Below are 15,250 nucleotides of genomic sequence, written 5' to 3'. Positions count from 1 at the left end.
ATATGTTATGATAAAACGCACTGTCTATATAGGAAACCCAGCCCACCTCAAATTAAAGAACCAACAATTGTTAGTGCAAGAACCTTTGGGAGATGTAAAAGGTTCTGTACCTATTGAAGATATGGCCTTGTTGGTTTTGGACCATTATCAAATTACTATCAGTACGCAGGTTATTAATAGTTTACAAGGGAACGGCGTGTGCATTGTAACCTGCGATGCACACCACCTGCCTTTTGGGATTACCTTACCATTGTATGGTCATACAGAACATTCAGAACGTGTTAAGTATCAATTAGAGGTTAGTGATCCTTTAAAAAAACAGTTATGGAAACAAACTGTGATTCAAAAAATTAAAAATCAAGAAGCCTTACTGAAACTCAACAACCGTGTGCATGAGCCTATGGAGATGTATCGTACCACCACCAAAAGTGGTGATACAACTAATACTGAAGGGAAAGCAGCACAACATTATTGGAAACATTTGTTTCCTGATTTTCAGCGTAATCGATTTGGCGACGCTCCAAATGCGCTTCTAAATTTTGGATATGCAATTTTGCGTAGTATTGTAGCTAGGGCTTTGGTGAGTTCTGGATTATTACCTGTTTTGGGATTGTTTCATAAAAATAAATACAACCCCTATTGTTTAGCAGATGATATTATGGAGCCTTATCGCCCATTTGTGGATAAAATGGTGGTAAATTATGTAAATAATAATGGCGAAACCGATGCGCTTACTAAAGAAGTAAAAGCATATTTGTTAGGTATTGCTACACAAGATGTTTGGATAGATGGGCAACAAAGGCCTTTAATGATAGCAGTAACAACTACTACGGCTTCTTTGTATAAATGTTACACAGGAGAATTAAGACAGATAAAATATCCTGAATTAGATTAACCATGTCTCAAGACAGATTTAATGCGTATAGAATTATGTGGGTTTTGGTGTTTTTTGATTTACCAACCGAAACTAAAGTAGAGCGAAAAGCAGCTAGCTTGTTTCGGAAAAATCTATTAAAAGATGGTTTTGATATGTTTCAATTTTCCATATACCTCCGTAATTGCCCAAGCCGCGAAAATGCAAATGTGCATATTAAAAGAGTGAAAAAGGCTTTGCCTAAACACGGAAAAATAGGAGTTTTGTGTATTACCGATAAACAGTTTGGTAATATGGAGCTGTTTCACGGTAAAAAGCCTACCGATTTACCGGGTGTTACCCAGCAATTAGAATTATTTTAAAATTACCTTTTTAAAGGTGCTTCAAGCGGAGTCGTTATGTTATGCGTGTAATTAGATTGGCTAACACGGTTCGATTTGTGCCAGTGATTTCGGAGTTACTGTGCCGTTGATTTCGGTTTAAATTGTGCCACACGGAAATTGAGTTAGCTAAAAACGGTTTGATTTGTGCCAATGTTTCCGTTTCGATTTGTGCCACTTTAAGAGATCAAGTAATTACCTTATTGCTCTAAAAAGCGATATGGCCAACACACTTGATCCAAAGGACCTAAAACAAATTATCAACTTAAAACAAGATGGTTATAGTAACCGTCAAATTGGAGCCACACTTGGCATTTGCCGCAACACTATAAATAGCTATATACACCTATTTAAAGGTAGTGGTTATAGTTTTAAGGAGTTATTAAAGCTAGACAACCACACCCTAGAAAAGCTCTTTACATCTCATACAACCATAAATAACAAACGCTATGATGAATTGATGTTTTATTTTGAAAGTATTAATAAGGCTCGGAACCACCCAGGATTTACTTTTTTGTACCACTACACAGAATATAGTCAAAAGGTTAAAGACCCTTATAGTTACACTCAATTCATGGAGCATTACCATCGTAAATATGCCAAGATCAAGGGATCTATGAAACTTGAACACGAGGCAGGGAAAGAGATATTCGTGGACTTTGCTGGAAAAAAACTTCAGATAGTAGACAAAATCACAGGCGAGATACTTCCAGTAGAGGTCTTTGTTGCCATGCTCCCTAACAGTCAGTATACCTATGTTGAGGCTTGTATGAGCCAAAAGCGTGAAGATTTTATAAGTTGTTGCGAAAACGCCCTTCATTTCTACGGGGGAGTACCCAAGGCCATCGTATCAGACAATCTAAAATCAGCCGTTACCAGATCTAGTAGATACGAAGCTCAGGTTAACCGTAGTTTTAAAGACTTTGCCCGCCATTACAACTGCGTGGTCAATCCAACGCGTAGTTACTCCCCTCAAGATAAAGCGCTGGTGGAAAACGCGGTGCATCTAGCTTATCAACGGATTTATTATCCCCTTCGGGAAATGACCTTTTTTTCTTTAGCAGATCTAAACAAAGAGATAAAACTTCTGCTAGAGTGCTACAACAACCTATTATTCCAACGCAAAGAAGCTAGTCGTCTGGAGCTCTTCCAAAGCGTCGAACGAGAGTATCTAAAACCCTTAAGCAGTACACGCTACGAGATAAAAGAATATAGAAGAGCTAAGGTTCAGAAAATAGGCTATATCTATTTTTCACCAGATAAGACTTACTACAGCGTTCCATATCGTTACATTGGCAAGGAAACCACGCTACACTATACCAAAGGCATGGTAGAGGTGTATTATAATCAACAGCGCATAGCTATACACCAACGTAGCGGTTCCAAAGGCGCATACATAACCAACAAGGATCACCTTAGTAGTTCTCATAAACAATACAGCCAGTGGAGTCCGCAATACTTTAAGAACAAGGCAGCTGTCCATGGTAGTTATGTTGCAGCATGTGTCGAGCGGATTATTGCTGCGTTGGATTATCCTGAAACAGGGTATAAAAGAGCTATGGGCGTTATACAACTCCATAAGTCTTATGGCTCCCAAAGGTTAGATAATGCTTGCAAAAGAGCCATACAGGCTGATGCTGTAAGCTACAACAGGATAACCAACATACTGAAGAATAATCTAGATCAAAGCTCCTTATTCCTACAAGAAGAAACAGACCGAGGTTCTCATATCCCCAAGCATGCGAACATCCGTGGGGCATCCAATTATAAGTAAAAACAACACGAAAAAATCACTTAAATTTTATACATATATGAATACAAATCACACCATCGAAAAACTCAGAAAAATGAGATTAACAGCTATAGCTGAACTCCATCACAACCACCTTAGTGATAACCGAATAGAGTGTCTTACGCCAGATCAATATCTAGCATTGCTTACCGATCACCAATGGGAAGACCTTCAGAATAGAAAGATAAAAAGGCTTACAACGCAAGCAGCCTTTAAGCAGGGAGCTACACTTACAGATATTAATTACCTGCACAACAGAAGCTTGGACAGAAATATGTTCGAGCGTTTGGCTACTCTAGATTTTGTACAAAAAAAGGAAAACTTGATTATCACAGGATCCTCTGGAGTGGGTAAAAGTTATATAGCTCAGGCATTGGGACATCAAGCTTGTATGATGAATAAAAGAACCCTATACACAAATACTGCTAGACTGATGAAACGATTAAAACTAAGTAAAGTAGATGGCACTTACCTTAAAGAACTTGCAAAACTATTAAAAGTAGATCTGCTTATCCTTGATGATTTTGGTTTACAGAGCTTCGACAATCAGGACAGAGAGGCGCTTATGGACATAATCGATGAAAGACATGATAAAAAAGCAACGATTGTAGCTTCACAAATACCTGTATCCGCTTGGTACGATATTATCGGCGAAAGCACTATCGCTGATGCGATACTAGATCGTATTGTAAATTCATCGCATAGGATAAACCTTACTGGAGAATCCTTGAGAAAAGGTAAGTTGAAAGAACAGTATTAATTAAATTTAACTATTATTGTATGATCTCTTAAAGTGGCACGGTTTGACCGAAATACGTGGCATGGTCACTCCGAAATAGCCAGGTTCGCCATTTAAAGCCAATTTGCTAATGTAAACCACATTGCCTTCAATACGCGTAGGAGGCTTGTAAATGATCTCTTCTTTTTCCTTTTTAAATAAAACCAATCCAGATTTTACAGAAAATGGAATTGAACTTATTATAAGGCCTTTGTCTATTTCAAACTTATATGCGCCATTGGGCAATAAGGTAAGGTCGAAATTGGAAGATAAAATTCCTGTGGTCTGTATTACTTCTTTATGTACAATCACGCCATGACTATCTTTAATCGATAATAAATTCCCTGCTTTAACACGTTTTAAAACTAGAGAGGTGCTTGATGTTTCATTTTTAATGTTAAAAAATGGAACTTCATTTGCAAAACTTAGCATGGCAGTGCACATCATTACCATCAAGATTCCTTTTTTTGAATGTTTAAGTACGTTTTTCATAATAAAGTGTTTTTAACGTTCAACATATCAAACTTAACAATTAAAATCCTGACGTAAAACACTGAAATGGACGCAATTATGTGTTAAATTCTCCTTTTAGGTGTGATTAAGAAACCATGTTTATTCAGGTCTCTTTTTAAAATTAATGGAAATAAAAAAGGTGCACCTTACAGAAGGTGCACCTTTTTATCAACTAAACTAAACTAAAATTTCTTAGATCTTTTTTTCAAATCTTCTTCCAGCAGTGTGAAGAATCACTTGGTATTCACCAGGTCTAGCACTGCTTAATTGGTAAGCTCTTTCAATTTTATCTTTATTTTTTATTTTTTCTGAAACTACAACCGTAGAATTCATGCTGTTTTTTGGAGTGAAAAGAATTTCAATATCTAATGGTTCTCCGTCAATGGCTAATTTGCTAACAAATACCATGTCTGCAGACACACGAATGAAAGGTTTGTAAATTACTTTTTCTTCATTCTTATTAAATAAAGCTTCACCAGATTTTATTGAAAAAGGAATTTCATTAATCTCTAAACCTTTATCTACTTCAAACATGTAATTTCCATTTGATAAGAAAGATAAATCAAATTCTCTAGTATATTTTCCAGTAGTTTTAATCGTTTCCGAAGCGATTACTTGTCCTAAAGCATTTTTAAGTGAAAGCAAGTTACCTTCTTTAACATGGTTAATAGTTAAAGTTGTTTTGTTTGCTACAACAGAAACGTTGTAAAATGAATTTTCATTTGCGAAACTTACTATAGTTACCGTTAATGCTAATAGTAAGATTCCTTTTTTTGCGTTTTTAATTATATTTTTCATAGTAAATAATTTTATCTTTTGTATACCACAAAGATATGGCGCAAGCAGATCCTGCAAAACATGGGAATTGATGAATTTGTATGCTAGATTATCTGTTATATTAATGTTGATTTTGTGTTAAGTTAATTTAGCATATAAAAAGGTTAATTTATCGGAATTATTTTAAGGTGTTATTATAGCTGAAGCCAGAAAGGCTATAAGCCTCTTTCTCAGTGAGAGTACAGCCTAAGTGATGAAATGTTTATTATTTAAGACGTATTTTCTAATCACTTTTGCATTATTAATAAAGTGTGTTGTTTTTTAAGTTATCATGATATTGAAAAGGAGAATAAAACCCATAGTGAATATTAGGGTGTATCTTAATAATGTTTTTAAAACTTATACACCTAACAAGTCAAAATTTGTGCTAATTAGTTAAATTCCTGCCTTTGTTCATTTAACTCCTTTTTCAGTTTTAAACTTGCAATCGCCATAAAGACCCTGTTGCAAGCTTACAGTTAAATGAATGAAATACAAGTATTGCATTCATGACTCTTTAATAAAATAAAAAAGGCGACCCTATTTGAGGTCACCTTTTTTCAACTAAACTAAACTAAAATTTCTTAGATCTTTTTTTCAAATCTTCTTCCAGCAGTGCGAAGAATCACTTGGTATTCACCAGGTCTAGCACTGCTTAATTGGTAAGCTCTTTCAATTTTATCTTTATTTTTTATTTTTTCTGAAACTACAACCGTAGAATTCATGCTGTTTTTTGGAGTGAAAAGAATTTCAATATCTAATGGTTCTCCGTCAATGGCTAATTTGCTAACAAATACCATGTCTGCAGACACACGAATGAAAGGTTTGTAAATTACTTTTTCTTCATTCTTATTAAATAAAGCTTCACCAGATTTTATTGAAAAAGGAATTTCATTAATCTCTAAACCTTTATCTACTTCAAACATGTAATTTCCATTTGATAAGAAAGATAAATCAAATTCTCTAGTATATTTTCCAGTAGTTTTAATCGTTTCTGAAGCGATTACTTGTCCTAAAGCATTTTTAAGTGAAAGCAAGTTACCTTCTTTAACATGGTTAATAGTTAAAGTTGTTTTGTTTGCAACAACAGAAACGTTGTAAATTGAATTTTCATTTGCGAAACTTACCATAGTTACCGTTAATGCTAATAGTAAGATTCCTTTTTTTGCGTTTTTAATTATATTTTTCATAGTAAATAATTTTATCTTTTGTATACCACAAAGATATGGCGCAAGCAGATCCTGAAAAACATGGGAATTGACGAATTTGTATGCTAGATTATCTGTTATATTAATGTTGATTTTGTGTTAAGTTAATTTAGCATATAAGCTAGGTAATTGTGTTTTGTTTTGTGGTTTTTACGTGTTTTTATGATGTTATATTATCGCGTTATTGTAAGTATTCCTTTAAGTTCGAATAAAAAAAAAGGGCAACCTTTAAAAAGATTACCCTTGTGATATAAAACTAAAATTAGTTTAAATATTTTTTTCAAAGCTTCTATTTCCAGAGTGTAATATAATTTGGAATTCACCTTTGTTCATACCTTCTAATTTATATACTTTTTCGATTTTATCGGTCGATTTAAGTTTTTCTGAAACCAAAAGTGTCGAATTGTGTTTGTTTTTTTCAGTAAAATAAATTTTTACGTCTAAAGGTTCACCATCTACTGCTAATTTAGTAATGTATAATAAATCGTTTTCTACTCTAATAAACGGTTTATAAACCACTTTTTCCTTATTGAATTTTGCAACTCCAGCATTTAAAGTAAATGGAATTTCTTTAATCTCTAAATCTTTGTTTATTTCAAAAAAATAGTTTCCATTTGGTAAAAAGTTTAGATCAAAATCTCTTTTGTATCTCCCAGTGGCTTTAATAGTTTCAGAATATAAAACGGATCCATTGGCATCTTTAATAGCTAAGGCAGTACCTTCTTTCGCGTAATTTAATGTTAAGGTTGTTCTGTTACCTTCAGCATTTATGCTATAGAAAGCATTTTCGTTTGCGAAACTTAAGGTAGAAATTAATAACGCTACCATTAAAAAACCTTTTTTTGTGTTTGTCAATATGTTATTCATAATATATAAATTTTCTATTTTGATACTGCAAAGGTACGGGAGATGGTTTAGGTGTAAAACACTGAAATTGACCAACTTGTGTGTTAAATTAACCGTTGGATAGAGTTGGGGAAGTTTGAAGGGGAATAGGTTAAATTAGAGGTAATTTTGGTAATTTCTCCAATGCTGCTAAAAAAGGAGGTCATTTGAGAAAGCGGCTAAAGTTTGATTTGTGTGGTGGCGCTTATGAAACCGATGTTTATTGCTAAGGTTAAAAATATTTTTACGGGTGCCATATAATATGATAATAGCATACTATATAAACGATCCCTTTTAACATCATCTCATTTTAGGGGGGTTAGAATGAGTTTAGTAAATGGTTTTTGTATTTTTTTCGCTCATCATAAAGTCTGATTTGTGATCTGTGATCATAAATATTTTTAATATGGCAAAAACTTTGAAATTGTTTAAGATTTATAAGTGTTTCTTTGTTGTTTATGAATACCATACCTGATGAAATAATTATAGGTATTCTCATAACTTCCGCCGAGTTTATTATTTTAATGGTATAATGCCCATCTTTAATATGGTCCAGGTCTAACGCCGAAATATTTCGATGGTGTTTATTTAATAAAATCTGGTTTTTGTCATTTAGTAATAATAATGAACTTCCTTTGGAAATATCGTTCAATCTTAATAAGGATTGTTTTTTAGAATTTTTAACATTGTAATAAGCGGCTTTCTTTGCATGGCCTTGTAAACTGCATAACAAGACTGTTAAAAGCAGTAAATTTTGTGAGAGACGAGTTATGTTTTTCAAAATGAGGTATTTATGTGTAAATTTATAAGAATAGTCTTCATTTTAAAACATCGTAATTGATTATAATGTGTGCTATATTGATTCTGTGTGATTATGCTACGCAACAATAAGAGGTTTCAAAGTTGTGTTTTCATGTCTTATAAAGGTAAAAACAAATCCTATGGAAGTTTAAGTCGCATAACCTAAAAAATAAAACAAAAAAAAGTGGGCCACCACAGCCCACTTTACCAACTAAACTAAACTAAATAAGACATTAAACTAATTATTAATGAATTTTGTGTACTCCTTATTATTAGAGTGTATTGTAATTTTATAATTTCCTTTATTCAATTTATAAACCTTTTTGATAGCTAAGGTATTCTCGATCAATTCCGAATGAACCATTTTGTAGGTACCTTGTTCAACTTCATTAAAAATATTAATGATGGTTGCTTCATTGTTAGAACAAAGTTTGGTTACATAAAGTAAATCGGCTTCCTTCTTTGTATGTGGTTTAAAATATGTTGATTCTTCAGATTCATCAAATTCAATTTCATTAGCACGAACTTTAAATGGAATCGTGTTTACTTCTAAATCTTTATCAATTTCGAAAACATAATCGCCATTGGCTAATTCTGTTAAATCAAATCCTTTTTTATAAGTACCAGTAGTTTCTACCGATTCTTTAAAAATGATGATACCCTGGTTGTCTTTTATAGAAACTAAATCGCCCGGTTTGACATCCTCTAATGTTATAGTCGTTTTTTTTGCGTCTCTCTTTACGATAACCTTAGCATCTCCTTCAGCGAAACCTAAAACGGTTGCAAGCATAGCAACTATCAAGATCCCTTTTTTCGTTAGTGTAAGTATGTTTTTCATAGTGAGTCGTTTATAACGTTCAACGGTACAAAGATATGTGAGATGCAGAGGTTACAAAACATCAATTTTGGCTTATTTATATGCTATTTTATCTATTAAGTAATTGTTAACTGTGAGTGAAGTTAATTTAACATATATTTGAGTTAAATAAATATACAACGTATGCATAATATGTATTAATTTTGCTAATAAAAACCCTCGATTATGATTGCTAAGAAACCCACATTAAAGAAGCTAAGTCCAAGTTTTGGTAGCTCGATCTTGGTTAAACAGCATGTAGAACAGGTAGATAAGAATGGCGCCTTCTGGCATTTCCATCCAGAATTAGAACTTATATATATAAATAAAGGACAAGGGAAGACTCATATTGGTACACACTTGTCCTATTTTAACAACAGTCAGTTAATATTAATAGGTTCTAATTTACCTCATAATGGTTTTACAGACCGTTTAACCGCTAATGGTACAGAAACGACTATACAGTTTAAATCTAATTTTTTAGGAGACGATTTTTTAAATGTTCCCGAAATGGCCAATATCGCGGCTTTATTTGAAAGGGCTAAAAAGGGTATTCGCTTTAAAGTAGAAACCAAGCAAAAAATAGGTCCGAAAATTGAAAAATTATATGAATATAAAGGCTTAAAGCGTGTTATTAAATTTTTGGAGATTCTACGTTATTTATCCAAAACCGACGATTATAGTTTATTGAATGCCGACGGTTTGGCTTTCGAAGCCGAAGCACAAGACAGTGCTAAAATTGGTGTGATTTTTAAATATGTGAATAAAAACTTTACGCACCATATAGCCTTAGATGAAATTGCAGACAAGGTTAGTATGACGGTTCCGGCCTTCTGTAGGTACTTTAAAAAGGCCACTGGTAAAACCTTTACACAAATTGTTAATGAATACCGTGTGGTACATGCGACCAAATTACTTTCTGAAGAGTTAGAAATGAGTATCGCCGATGTTTGTTTTGAGTGTGGATTTAATAACTTTTCGCACTTTAATAAAACTTTTAATGATATTACCGGTAAAAGTGCCTCAAATTATAGAAAGGAAATTAAAAAGATGATTAGTTAGGGGTGATGTCCCCATTGTGTTATAACCTAAAAATCTCAGATTGGCTTTAATCCATCTGAGATTTTTATTTATAGTAGCCTATAATTATATTATTTCAGTCCTTCCCACTCCTTGTAGAATTGCTCTAAAAAGCCTAACATATAATTATGGCGTTCTAGGGCTATTTTTTTTCCTGTTTCGGTATTCATGCGATCTTTTAGTAGCAAAAGTTTTTCGTAAAAATGATTTATAGTTGGTGCAGTTGAGTTTTTGTATTCGGCTTTTGTCATATTTAAATTAGGAGTAATATCCGGATTGTAAAGTGCACGATTTTTAAATCCGCCATAATTAAAGCATCTCGCAATACCTATGGCGCCAATAGCATCCAATCTATCGGCATCCTGAACAATGGCTAATTCGGGCGATGTAAATGTTTGCGTTTCATTGCCACCTTTAAACGAAATATGTTTGATGATATTTACTACATGAGTAATTACGGCCTCATCTACCTTTAATTCCGAAAGAAAGGCTTGTGCTTTTTTAGGGCCAACAGTTTCATCGCCGTTATAAAACTTACTATCGGCAATATCATGAAGTAACGCGCCTAAAGCAATTATAAAATCGTTTGCTTTTTCAGTTTTGGCTATAAGCAACGCGTTTTTATAAACCCGTTCTATATGAAACCAATCGTGGCCACCTTCGGCATGGGCTAAAGTCGATTTTACAAAGGCAATGGTTTTATTAATGATAACTTCGGAAGTGTGCATATTTTAAAAGAAAAAATTCCTTCCAGTTAAACTGAAAGGAATGAATTTATGTAATTATAATATTGTGTTTTTCAGTGAAACGAATTAACAATCTATTTAATAATAGCTGGCTCCACCCATTTAAATTGAAAAGAATTTTCAGGAATCTTCATGCGGTCGGCTAAACGGTACATTCTGGCAGGAAGTTTCATTAAATAATCTCTAGCTTTTTCAGCTTCGTCATTCAATCCAGTAATTTTATCGATTTCCCAACGGTCTATTAATTTCTGAAGAATATCAACATAATCGGTAGAAGTGTAAACTCCAATTCGCTGTGCTGTGTTTGAAAACTCTTCAAAAGCAGAACTTATTTTACCGCCAGATTCTCTTAAGAAATGTGCAGGCATGGTAATTTTTTGTTTCATCATATAATGAAAAGCCATCATCATTTGGCTTGGATCTACTTTAAAAATACGATCTACAAAATCTGAATAGGCATGGTGATGGCGCATTTCATCACCAGATATAATTTTACACATTTTAGACAAACGTTTGTTGCCCACGTCTTTTGCTATTTTTGCAACGCGATTATGCGAAATGTAAGTTGCTAATTCTTGAAAACTGGTATATACAAAGTTTTTATAAGGGTCGCGGTCTGTACCAATATCAAAACCATCGGCAATTAAATGCTGAGTGGTTATTTCAATTTCTTTCATATTTACCCTGCCCGATAGATAAAGGTATTTATTTAGAACGTCGCCGTGTCTGTTTTCTTCGGCGGTCCATTGGCGTACCCATTTTGACCAACCGTTTTCTTTACCGTCCATTTGGTTGACGCCTTCAACATCCATTAACCACGATTCGTAAGTTGGTAAGGCTTCTTCGGTAATCATATCACCTACTAAAACCACCCAAAAATCATAAGGGAGTTCTTTGGCAAGTTCACGAATTTCTTTTACTTCTTCGAAAAACTTATCATCTGTAGTTTCAGAATTCGGTAAAAAGTCGGTTGGTTGCCAAATGGAATCAATAGGAATTAAATATTTTTCCATTAGGGCGTCAACGTCTTTTTCCAAAAACTGCATGACTTCTAACCTTTTATTTTTTAATGACATGGTTTGTAATGTTATGGTTCGATACTATTTGTTATAGTAGTTTCAATACTATGTATTAGGTCTTGTTTATTTGCAAAGGTACTAACTTTTAAAGGCTTATGCACGGTAAATGTGATATGAGTCCCTAAACCCATAGGGAAATTTCCATATTTTAACATTTTCCATGAGTTATTTATAGTGATAGGAACTACCAGTGCCGAAGGAATTTTTTTGAATAAAATTTCTAAGCCTTTGGTTTGAAATGGTTTTGGTGTGCCATCTTTACTACGTGTGCCTTCTGGGAAAATGACTGCAGCTCGTTTATTGTTTTCAATATACTCACCAAACTTCATTAAGGCAGGAATAGATTGACGAGGATTTTTACGGTCTATTAAGGCACCACCACCGTGACGTAAATTATATGAAACACTTGGTATGCCTTTTCCTAATTCAATTTTACTAATAAATTTAGGATGGTGTTTACGCATATACCAAGTAATGGGATAAATATCGTGTAAGCTTTGATGATTAGCCACGATAATTAAGGGCACATTGGTATCAATTTTATAAGGGTTCGTAAAGGTAAATCGGGTGCCTAAAATGTTGGCGCAGCGCATTAAGCAAAATTGTAAAGCATCGACAACTTTTTTATGCATGCTGTAACCAAAAACATTAAAGGAAAACCACTGTAAACCGTGAAAAATTACTAGGGTAATAAAAAACAAAAAAGTATATATAATACTTAAGGGGTATGAGATGATTTTTTGCATGGTTCAAAAATAAGTAAATCTTGGTTTGGTTTAAATGTAGGTCACAAAAAAACCACAATAAGTGTATTATCGTGGTTTTGTATGGTAATAAACCGGTTTTTCACAGTATCGTTCATCACTCTGAAACGTTTCCAAATTTCAGTGAAAAACTAATGTTTAACAATGCTCGTTGTAGGCATCTTTTAAATTGTCTGCAATAAGTTCGGCTGGACGACCTTCAATATGATGGCGCTCTAACATGTGTACCAATTCACCATCTTTAAATAAAGCCATGCTAGGAGAGCTTGGAGGGAAAGGTACCATATGACCACGAGCAGCATCAACAGCTTCTTTATCAACCCCAGCAAAAACCGTTACAATATGATTAGGTTTTTTGGCATTGTCTAAACTCATTTTTGCTCCTGGGCGTGCATTAGCAGCGGCACAACCACAAACCGAATTTACAACGACTAACGTTGTTCCTTCTTTTGCTAAAGCAGTTTCAACCTCTTGGGCTGTATGTAATTCTTCAAAACCAACTTGGGTTAAATCTTCGCGCATTGGTTTTACTAATTCTGCTGGATACATATATTATAATTTTAATAATTAAAAATTTTGATTGCAAAGATACCAATTGTGTTACAATTGCGTAAAGCAATCCATTAACAAATATTATATTTACGCTTATTATTTAATTTAAAATTTGAGCTAAGCGTAAAGACTATCAACCTAATTCTTTTTAATTAAAGAAATAGGTATTGATGGTGTTGGACGTTAATTAAAACAAATACTTACATGAGTTATTCAAAATGGATTGGTGGTGCTATTGGATGGTCGTTTGGCGGACCTATAGGCGCCATTATTGGTGTGGCTATAGGGAGTTTAATAGATTCAATGTCTGAGGGTATTGATCCTTTTTTTTCCGAAAAGGAAGCCTTCGATAAAAGACAAAGAGCTCAAACACGCACCCAATCGGGCGATTTTGAAGTGAGTTTACTCATTTTAGCATCCTCGGTAATCAAAGCAAACGGAAAACTAGATCAGCGTGAATTGGATTTCGTACGTCAGCAATTTGTGGGTATGTACGGAAAGGAGCGTGCTAATCATGCCTTTAAACTTTTTAAGAATATTAATAAGCAGCAAGTGTCGCTGCGTCCCGTTTGTTTGCAAATACGCCAGATGATGGAGCATGCTTCACGTTTACAACTTTTACATTTTTTATTCGGAATTGCTAAGGCCGATGGTGCTGTTACTCAAGATGAGGTCGATCAAATTTTTAAGATTTCAGGCTATTTAGGGATTTCAGAAAGAGATTATGAAAGTATTAAAGCCATGTTTTATAACGATAGCAATGCGGCTTATAAAGTTTTAGAGATCGATAAATCGGCTTCTGTCGACGAGATTAAAAAAGCTTACCGTAAAATGGCTAAAAAGTATCACCCTGATAAAGTGATTCATCTTGGACCTGCACATCAAAAAGGCGCCGAAGAAAAGTTTAGGCAAGTGCAGGCTGCTTATGAACAAATTCAAAAGGAGCGCGGGTTTTAAACCCTGTATTCACAGTCTAAAAAAGCCACCGTGTTGTCTCAATCATAGGTGGCTTTTTTTGTAATGTTGTAGTATGCTACTGGTGTTTAAGGGTTATTTTTCGAAGTTTATTGTAGATTTTTCTTTTTCAACAGAAAGGTTTACAACACGGCCAAAAATTAAAGCCCGATTGTCCTTGTCATGTCCAGCTGGCATATTAAAAGTCACAGGAAAGTCGTAATCGGCTAAAACGTCTAAAATAAGTTGTTCTATGGAGCTGCCCCATGGGGTGGTGTTTTTCTTAATTTTGGTCATATCGCCAACAATAACCCCTGCGCAATGATCAAAATATCCCGCACGCTTTAAGCTTTGTAATAAGCGATCAATATGATATTTGTATTCACCAATTTCTTCAATAAATAGTATTTTTCCAGAGGTATTAAGGCTAGAATTAGAACCCAACATGGTTTGTAAAATGCTTAAATTTCCACCAACTAATTCACCAGAAACTGTTCCTGGTTTGTTGTAGTTCGACCCCTTTAAAGTATAGGAATTAGGCGTTCCCATAAGGGTGTTTTTAAAGGTTGAAATGGTTTCTTTAATAGATTCTGGAGTATCTTGTAAACTCGTACACATCATAGCGTGTAGTGATTGGTAGCCTAAATTATGGACATCGCTATGCAGGGCTGTAATATCCGAATAACCGATAATCCATTTCGGATGTTTTTTAAAATTCGTCCAGTTCAATTTGTCCAAAATACGTACAGCGCCGTAACCGCCTCTAGCACACCAAACGGCTTTAATACTAGGGTCGTCTATGGCGTTTTGGAAATCTTCACAGCGCTCATCATCACTGCCAGCAAAATGATTGTTTTGTGTAAATACATGTTTTCCAACCACAGTGTGTAAGCCCCAACTTTTTAAAAGGGCTTGTGCTTTTTGTATTTCAGCCTGTCTGTTTTTTAAAATGCCCGCAGGCGCTACAATAGCAACAGAATCGCCTGCTTTTAGATATGGTGGTTGTTTCAAACTACTTTGTGATGTTTTAACAGCAACATTTTGAGCAGTATAATTTTGAATTCCGAAGAAAAAAATTGCGCAAAATAAGCTGAATGTTAGAAGATTTTTTGCCATAATGTAAAAGTACATTTTTTTTCTAAATCGCTTGTTAAATGATTACTTTTGTGGCT

The 15,250-nt window shown here is 34.2% G+C and carries 17 protein-coding genes; 6 read left to right on the top strand and 11 right to left on the bottom strand.

Annotation, left to right across the window (positions count from 1 at the left end; all coding sequences use genetic code 11):
- Nucleotides 1–7: 7 nt before the first annotated feature.
- From cas1 to istB, 4 genes are all read left to right on the top strand, one after another.
- A complete protein-coding gene (cas1, locus tag C1A40_RS06035; RefSeq protein WP_102995111.1) occupies nucleotides 8–895 on the top strand; it encodes a type II CRISPR-associated endonuclease Cas1 in 888 nt (295 codons plus the stop codon).
- A gap of 2 nt (nucleotides 896–897) precedes the next feature.
- Complete coding sequence (cas2, locus tag C1A40_RS06030) at nucleotides 898–1,236, top strand: CRISPR-associated endonuclease Cas2 (RefSeq protein ID WP_102995110.1); 339 nt, start codon at nucleotides 898–900, stop codon at nucleotides 1,234–1,236.
- A gap of 238 nt (nucleotides 1,237–1,474) precedes the next feature.
- Nucleotides 1,475–3,028, top strand: coding sequence for an IS21 family transposase (gene istA / locus C1A40_RS06025; protein ID WP_102995109.1), 1,554 nt, complete (start codon nucleotides 1,475–1,477; stop codon nucleotides 3,026–3,028).
- 37 nt (nucleotides 3,029–3,065) lie between these two features.
- Nucleotides 3,066–3,806 (top strand): IS21-like element helper ATPase IstB, encoded by a 741-nt coding sequence (istB, locus tag C1A40_RS06020; RefSeq protein ID WP_102995108.1) that lies wholly within the window; start codon nucleotides 3,066–3,068, stop codon nucleotides 3,804–3,806.
- 6 nt (nucleotides 3,807–3,812) lie between these two features.
- On the opposite strand, the gene C1A40_RS06015 is transcribed toward istB, so the two are convergent.
- From C1A40_RS06015 to C1A40_RS05990, 6 genes are all read right to left on the bottom strand, one after another.
- On the bottom strand, nucleotides 3,813–4,316 hold the full coding sequence (locus tag C1A40_RS06015) for a hypothetical protein (protein ID WP_102995107.1): 504 nt from the start codon (nucleotides 4,314–4,316) through the stop codon (nucleotides 3,813–3,815).
- Nucleotides 4,317–4,529: 213 nt separating this feature from the next.
- A complete protein-coding gene (locus C1A40_RS06010; RefSeq protein ID WP_102995106.1) occupies nucleotides 4,530–5,135 on the bottom strand; it encodes a hypothetical protein in 606 nt (201 codons plus the stop codon).
- Between the two features lie 602 nt (nucleotides 5,136–5,737).
- Nucleotides 5,738–6,343, bottom strand: a complete 606-nt coding sequence (locus C1A40_RS06005; protein WP_102995105.1) for a hypothetical protein — start codon at nucleotides 6,341–6,343, stop codon at nucleotides 5,738–5,740.
- A 285-nt stretch (nucleotides 6,344–6,628) separates the two neighbouring features.
- Nucleotides 6,629–7,228, bottom strand: a complete 600-nt coding sequence (locus tag C1A40_RS06000) for a hypothetical protein (protein WP_102995104.1) — start codon at nucleotides 7,226–7,228, stop codon at nucleotides 6,629–6,631.
- 337 nt (nucleotides 7,229–7,565) lie between these two features.
- Nucleotides 7,566–8,027, bottom strand: a complete 462-nt coding sequence (locus C1A40_RS05995) for a hypothetical protein (RefSeq protein WP_158651298.1) — start codon at nucleotides 8,025–8,027, stop codon at nucleotides 7,566–7,568.
- A 258-nt stretch (nucleotides 8,028–8,285) separates the two neighbouring features.
- Nucleotides 8,286–8,885 carry a hypothetical protein gene (locus tag C1A40_RS05990; protein ID WP_102995102.1) on the bottom strand — a complete coding sequence of 200 codons (600 nt, stop codon included), beginning with the start codon at nucleotides 8,883–8,885 and terminating at the stop codon, nucleotides 8,286–8,288.
- Nucleotides 8,886–9,089: 204 nt separating this feature from the next.
- Here C1A40_RS05990 and C1A40_RS05985 point away from each other — a divergent pair, with 204 nt between their 5' ends.
- The gene (locus tag C1A40_RS05985) at nucleotides 9,090–9,965 is read left to right on the top strand and encodes an AraC family transcriptional regulator (RefSeq protein WP_102995101.1); all 876 of its coding nucleotides are present in this window, start codon (nucleotides 9,090–9,092) and stop codon (nucleotides 9,963–9,965) included.
- A gap of 89 nt (nucleotides 9,966–10,054) precedes the next feature.
- Here the strand turns inward: C1A40_RS05985 and C1A40_RS05980 are convergent, their stop codons facing one another.
- The 4 genes from C1A40_RS05980 to C1A40_RS05965 all read right to left on the bottom strand — a co-directional run bounded on the left by C1A40_RS05980 (nucleotide 10,055) and on the right by C1A40_RS05965 (nucleotide 13,121).
- Nucleotides 10,055–10,711, bottom strand: a complete 657-nt coding sequence (locus C1A40_RS05980) for an HD domain-containing protein (RefSeq protein ID WP_102995100.1) — start codon at nucleotides 10,709–10,711, stop codon at nucleotides 10,055–10,057.
- 92 nt (nucleotides 10,712–10,803) lie between these two features.
- Complete coding sequence (locus tag C1A40_RS05975; protein WP_102995099.1) at nucleotides 10,804–11,805, bottom strand: acyl-ACP desaturase; 1,002 nt, start codon at nucleotides 11,803–11,805, stop codon at nucleotides 10,804–10,806.
- Between the two features lie 11 nt (nucleotides 11,806–11,816).
- Nucleotides 11,817–12,554, bottom strand: a complete 738-nt coding sequence (locus tag C1A40_RS05970; RefSeq protein WP_102995098.1) for a lysophospholipid acyltransferase family protein — start codon at nucleotides 12,552–12,554, stop codon at nucleotides 11,817–11,819.
- A 156-nt stretch (nucleotides 12,555–12,710) separates the two neighbouring features.
- Nucleotides 12,711–13,121, bottom strand: coding sequence for a BrxA/BrxB family bacilliredoxin (locus tag C1A40_RS05965; RefSeq protein WP_102995097.1), 411 nt, complete (start codon nucleotides 13,119–13,121; stop codon nucleotides 12,711–12,713).
- A 207-nt stretch (nucleotides 13,122–13,328) separates the two neighbouring features.
- Here C1A40_RS05965 and C1A40_RS05960 point away from each other — a divergent pair, with 207 nt between their 5' ends.
- Entirely contained in the window at nucleotides 13,329–14,081 is a 753-nt protein-coding gene (locus C1A40_RS05960) for a TerB family tellurite resistance protein (protein ID WP_102995096.1), read from the top strand.
- A gap of 93 nt (nucleotides 14,082–14,174) precedes the next feature.
- Here C1A40_RS05960 and C1A40_RS05955 read toward each other — a convergent pair whose 3' ends face one another.
- Complete coding sequence (locus tag C1A40_RS05955; protein ID WP_102995095.1) at nucleotides 14,175–15,194, bottom strand: S66 peptidase family protein; 1,020 nt, start codon at nucleotides 15,192–15,194, stop codon at nucleotides 14,175–14,177.
- Between the last annotated feature and the right edge of the window lie 56 nt (nucleotides 15,195–15,250).

The sequence above is a fragment of the Tamlana carrageenivorans genome, assembly GCF_002893765.1.
GTDB lineage: Bacteria > Bacteroidota > Bacteroidia > Flavobacteriales > Flavobacteriaceae > Pseudotamlana > Pseudotamlana carrageenivorans.
The sequence above is the reverse complement of the archived record's forward strand: the minus strand, read 5'-3'. Positions and strand labels throughout refer to the sequence as shown.

Bases quoted from the DNA above. Each gene is read 5' to 3' on its own strand.
- C1A40_RS06000 (WP_102995104.1), bottom strand. From the start codon at position 7,228: ATGAATAACATATTGACAAACACAAAAAAAGGTTTTTTAATGGTAGCG.
- C1A40_RS05990 (WP_102995102.1), bottom strand. From the start codon at position 8,885: ATGAAAAACATACTTACACTAACGAAAAAAGGGATCTTGATAGTTGCT.
- cas1 (WP_102995111.1), top strand. From the start codon at position 8: ATGATAAAACGCACTGTCTATATAGGAAACCCAGCCCACCTCAAATTA.
- istA (WP_102995109.1), top strand. From the start codon at position 1,475: ATGGCCAACACACTTGATCCAAAGGACCTAAAACAAATTATCAACTTA.
- C1A40_RS05970 (WP_102995098.1), bottom strand. From the start codon at position 12,554: ATGCAAAAAATCATCTCATACCCCTTAAGTATTATATATACTTTTTTG.
- C1A40_RS05965 (WP_102995097.1), bottom strand. From the start codon at position 13,121: ATGTATCCAGCAGAATTAGTAAAACCAATGCGCGAAGATTTAACCCAA.
- cas2 (WP_102995110.1), top strand. From the start codon at position 898: ATGTCTCAAGACAGATTTAATGCGTATAGAATTATGTGGGTTTTGGTG.
- C1A40_RS06005 (WP_102995105.1), bottom strand. From the start codon at position 6,343: ATGAAAAATATAATTAAAAACGCAAAAAAAGGAATCTTACTATTAGCA.
- C1A40_RS05985 (WP_102995101.1), top strand. From the start codon at position 9,090: ATGATTGCTAAGAAACCCACATTAAAGAAGCTAAGTCCAAGTTTTGGT.
- istB (WP_102995108.1), top strand. From the start codon at position 3,066: ATGAATACAAATCACACCATCGAAAAACTCAGAAAAATGAGATTAACA.
- C1A40_RS05975 (WP_102995099.1), bottom strand. From the start codon at position 11,805: ATGTCATTAAAAAATAAAAGGTTAGAAGTCATGCAGTTTTTGGAAAAA.
- C1A40_RS05960 (WP_102995096.1), top strand. From the start codon at position 13,329: ATGAGTTATTCAAAATGGATTGGTGGTGCTATTGGATGGTCGTTTGGC.
- C1A40_RS06015 (WP_102995107.1), bottom strand. From the start codon at position 4,316: ATGAAAAACGTACTTAAACATTCAAAAAAAGGAATCTTGATGGTAATG.
- C1A40_RS05955 (WP_102995095.1), bottom strand. From the start codon at position 15,194: ATGGCAAAAAATCTTCTAACATTCAGCTTATTTTGCGCAATTTTTTTC.
- C1A40_RS05980 (WP_102995100.1), bottom strand. From the start codon at position 10,711: ATGCACACTTCCGAAGTTATCATTAATAAAACCATTGCCTTTGTAAAA.
- C1A40_RS06010 (WP_102995106.1), bottom strand. From the start codon at position 5,135: ATGAAAAATATAATTAAAAACGCAAAAAAAGGAATCTTACTATTAGCA.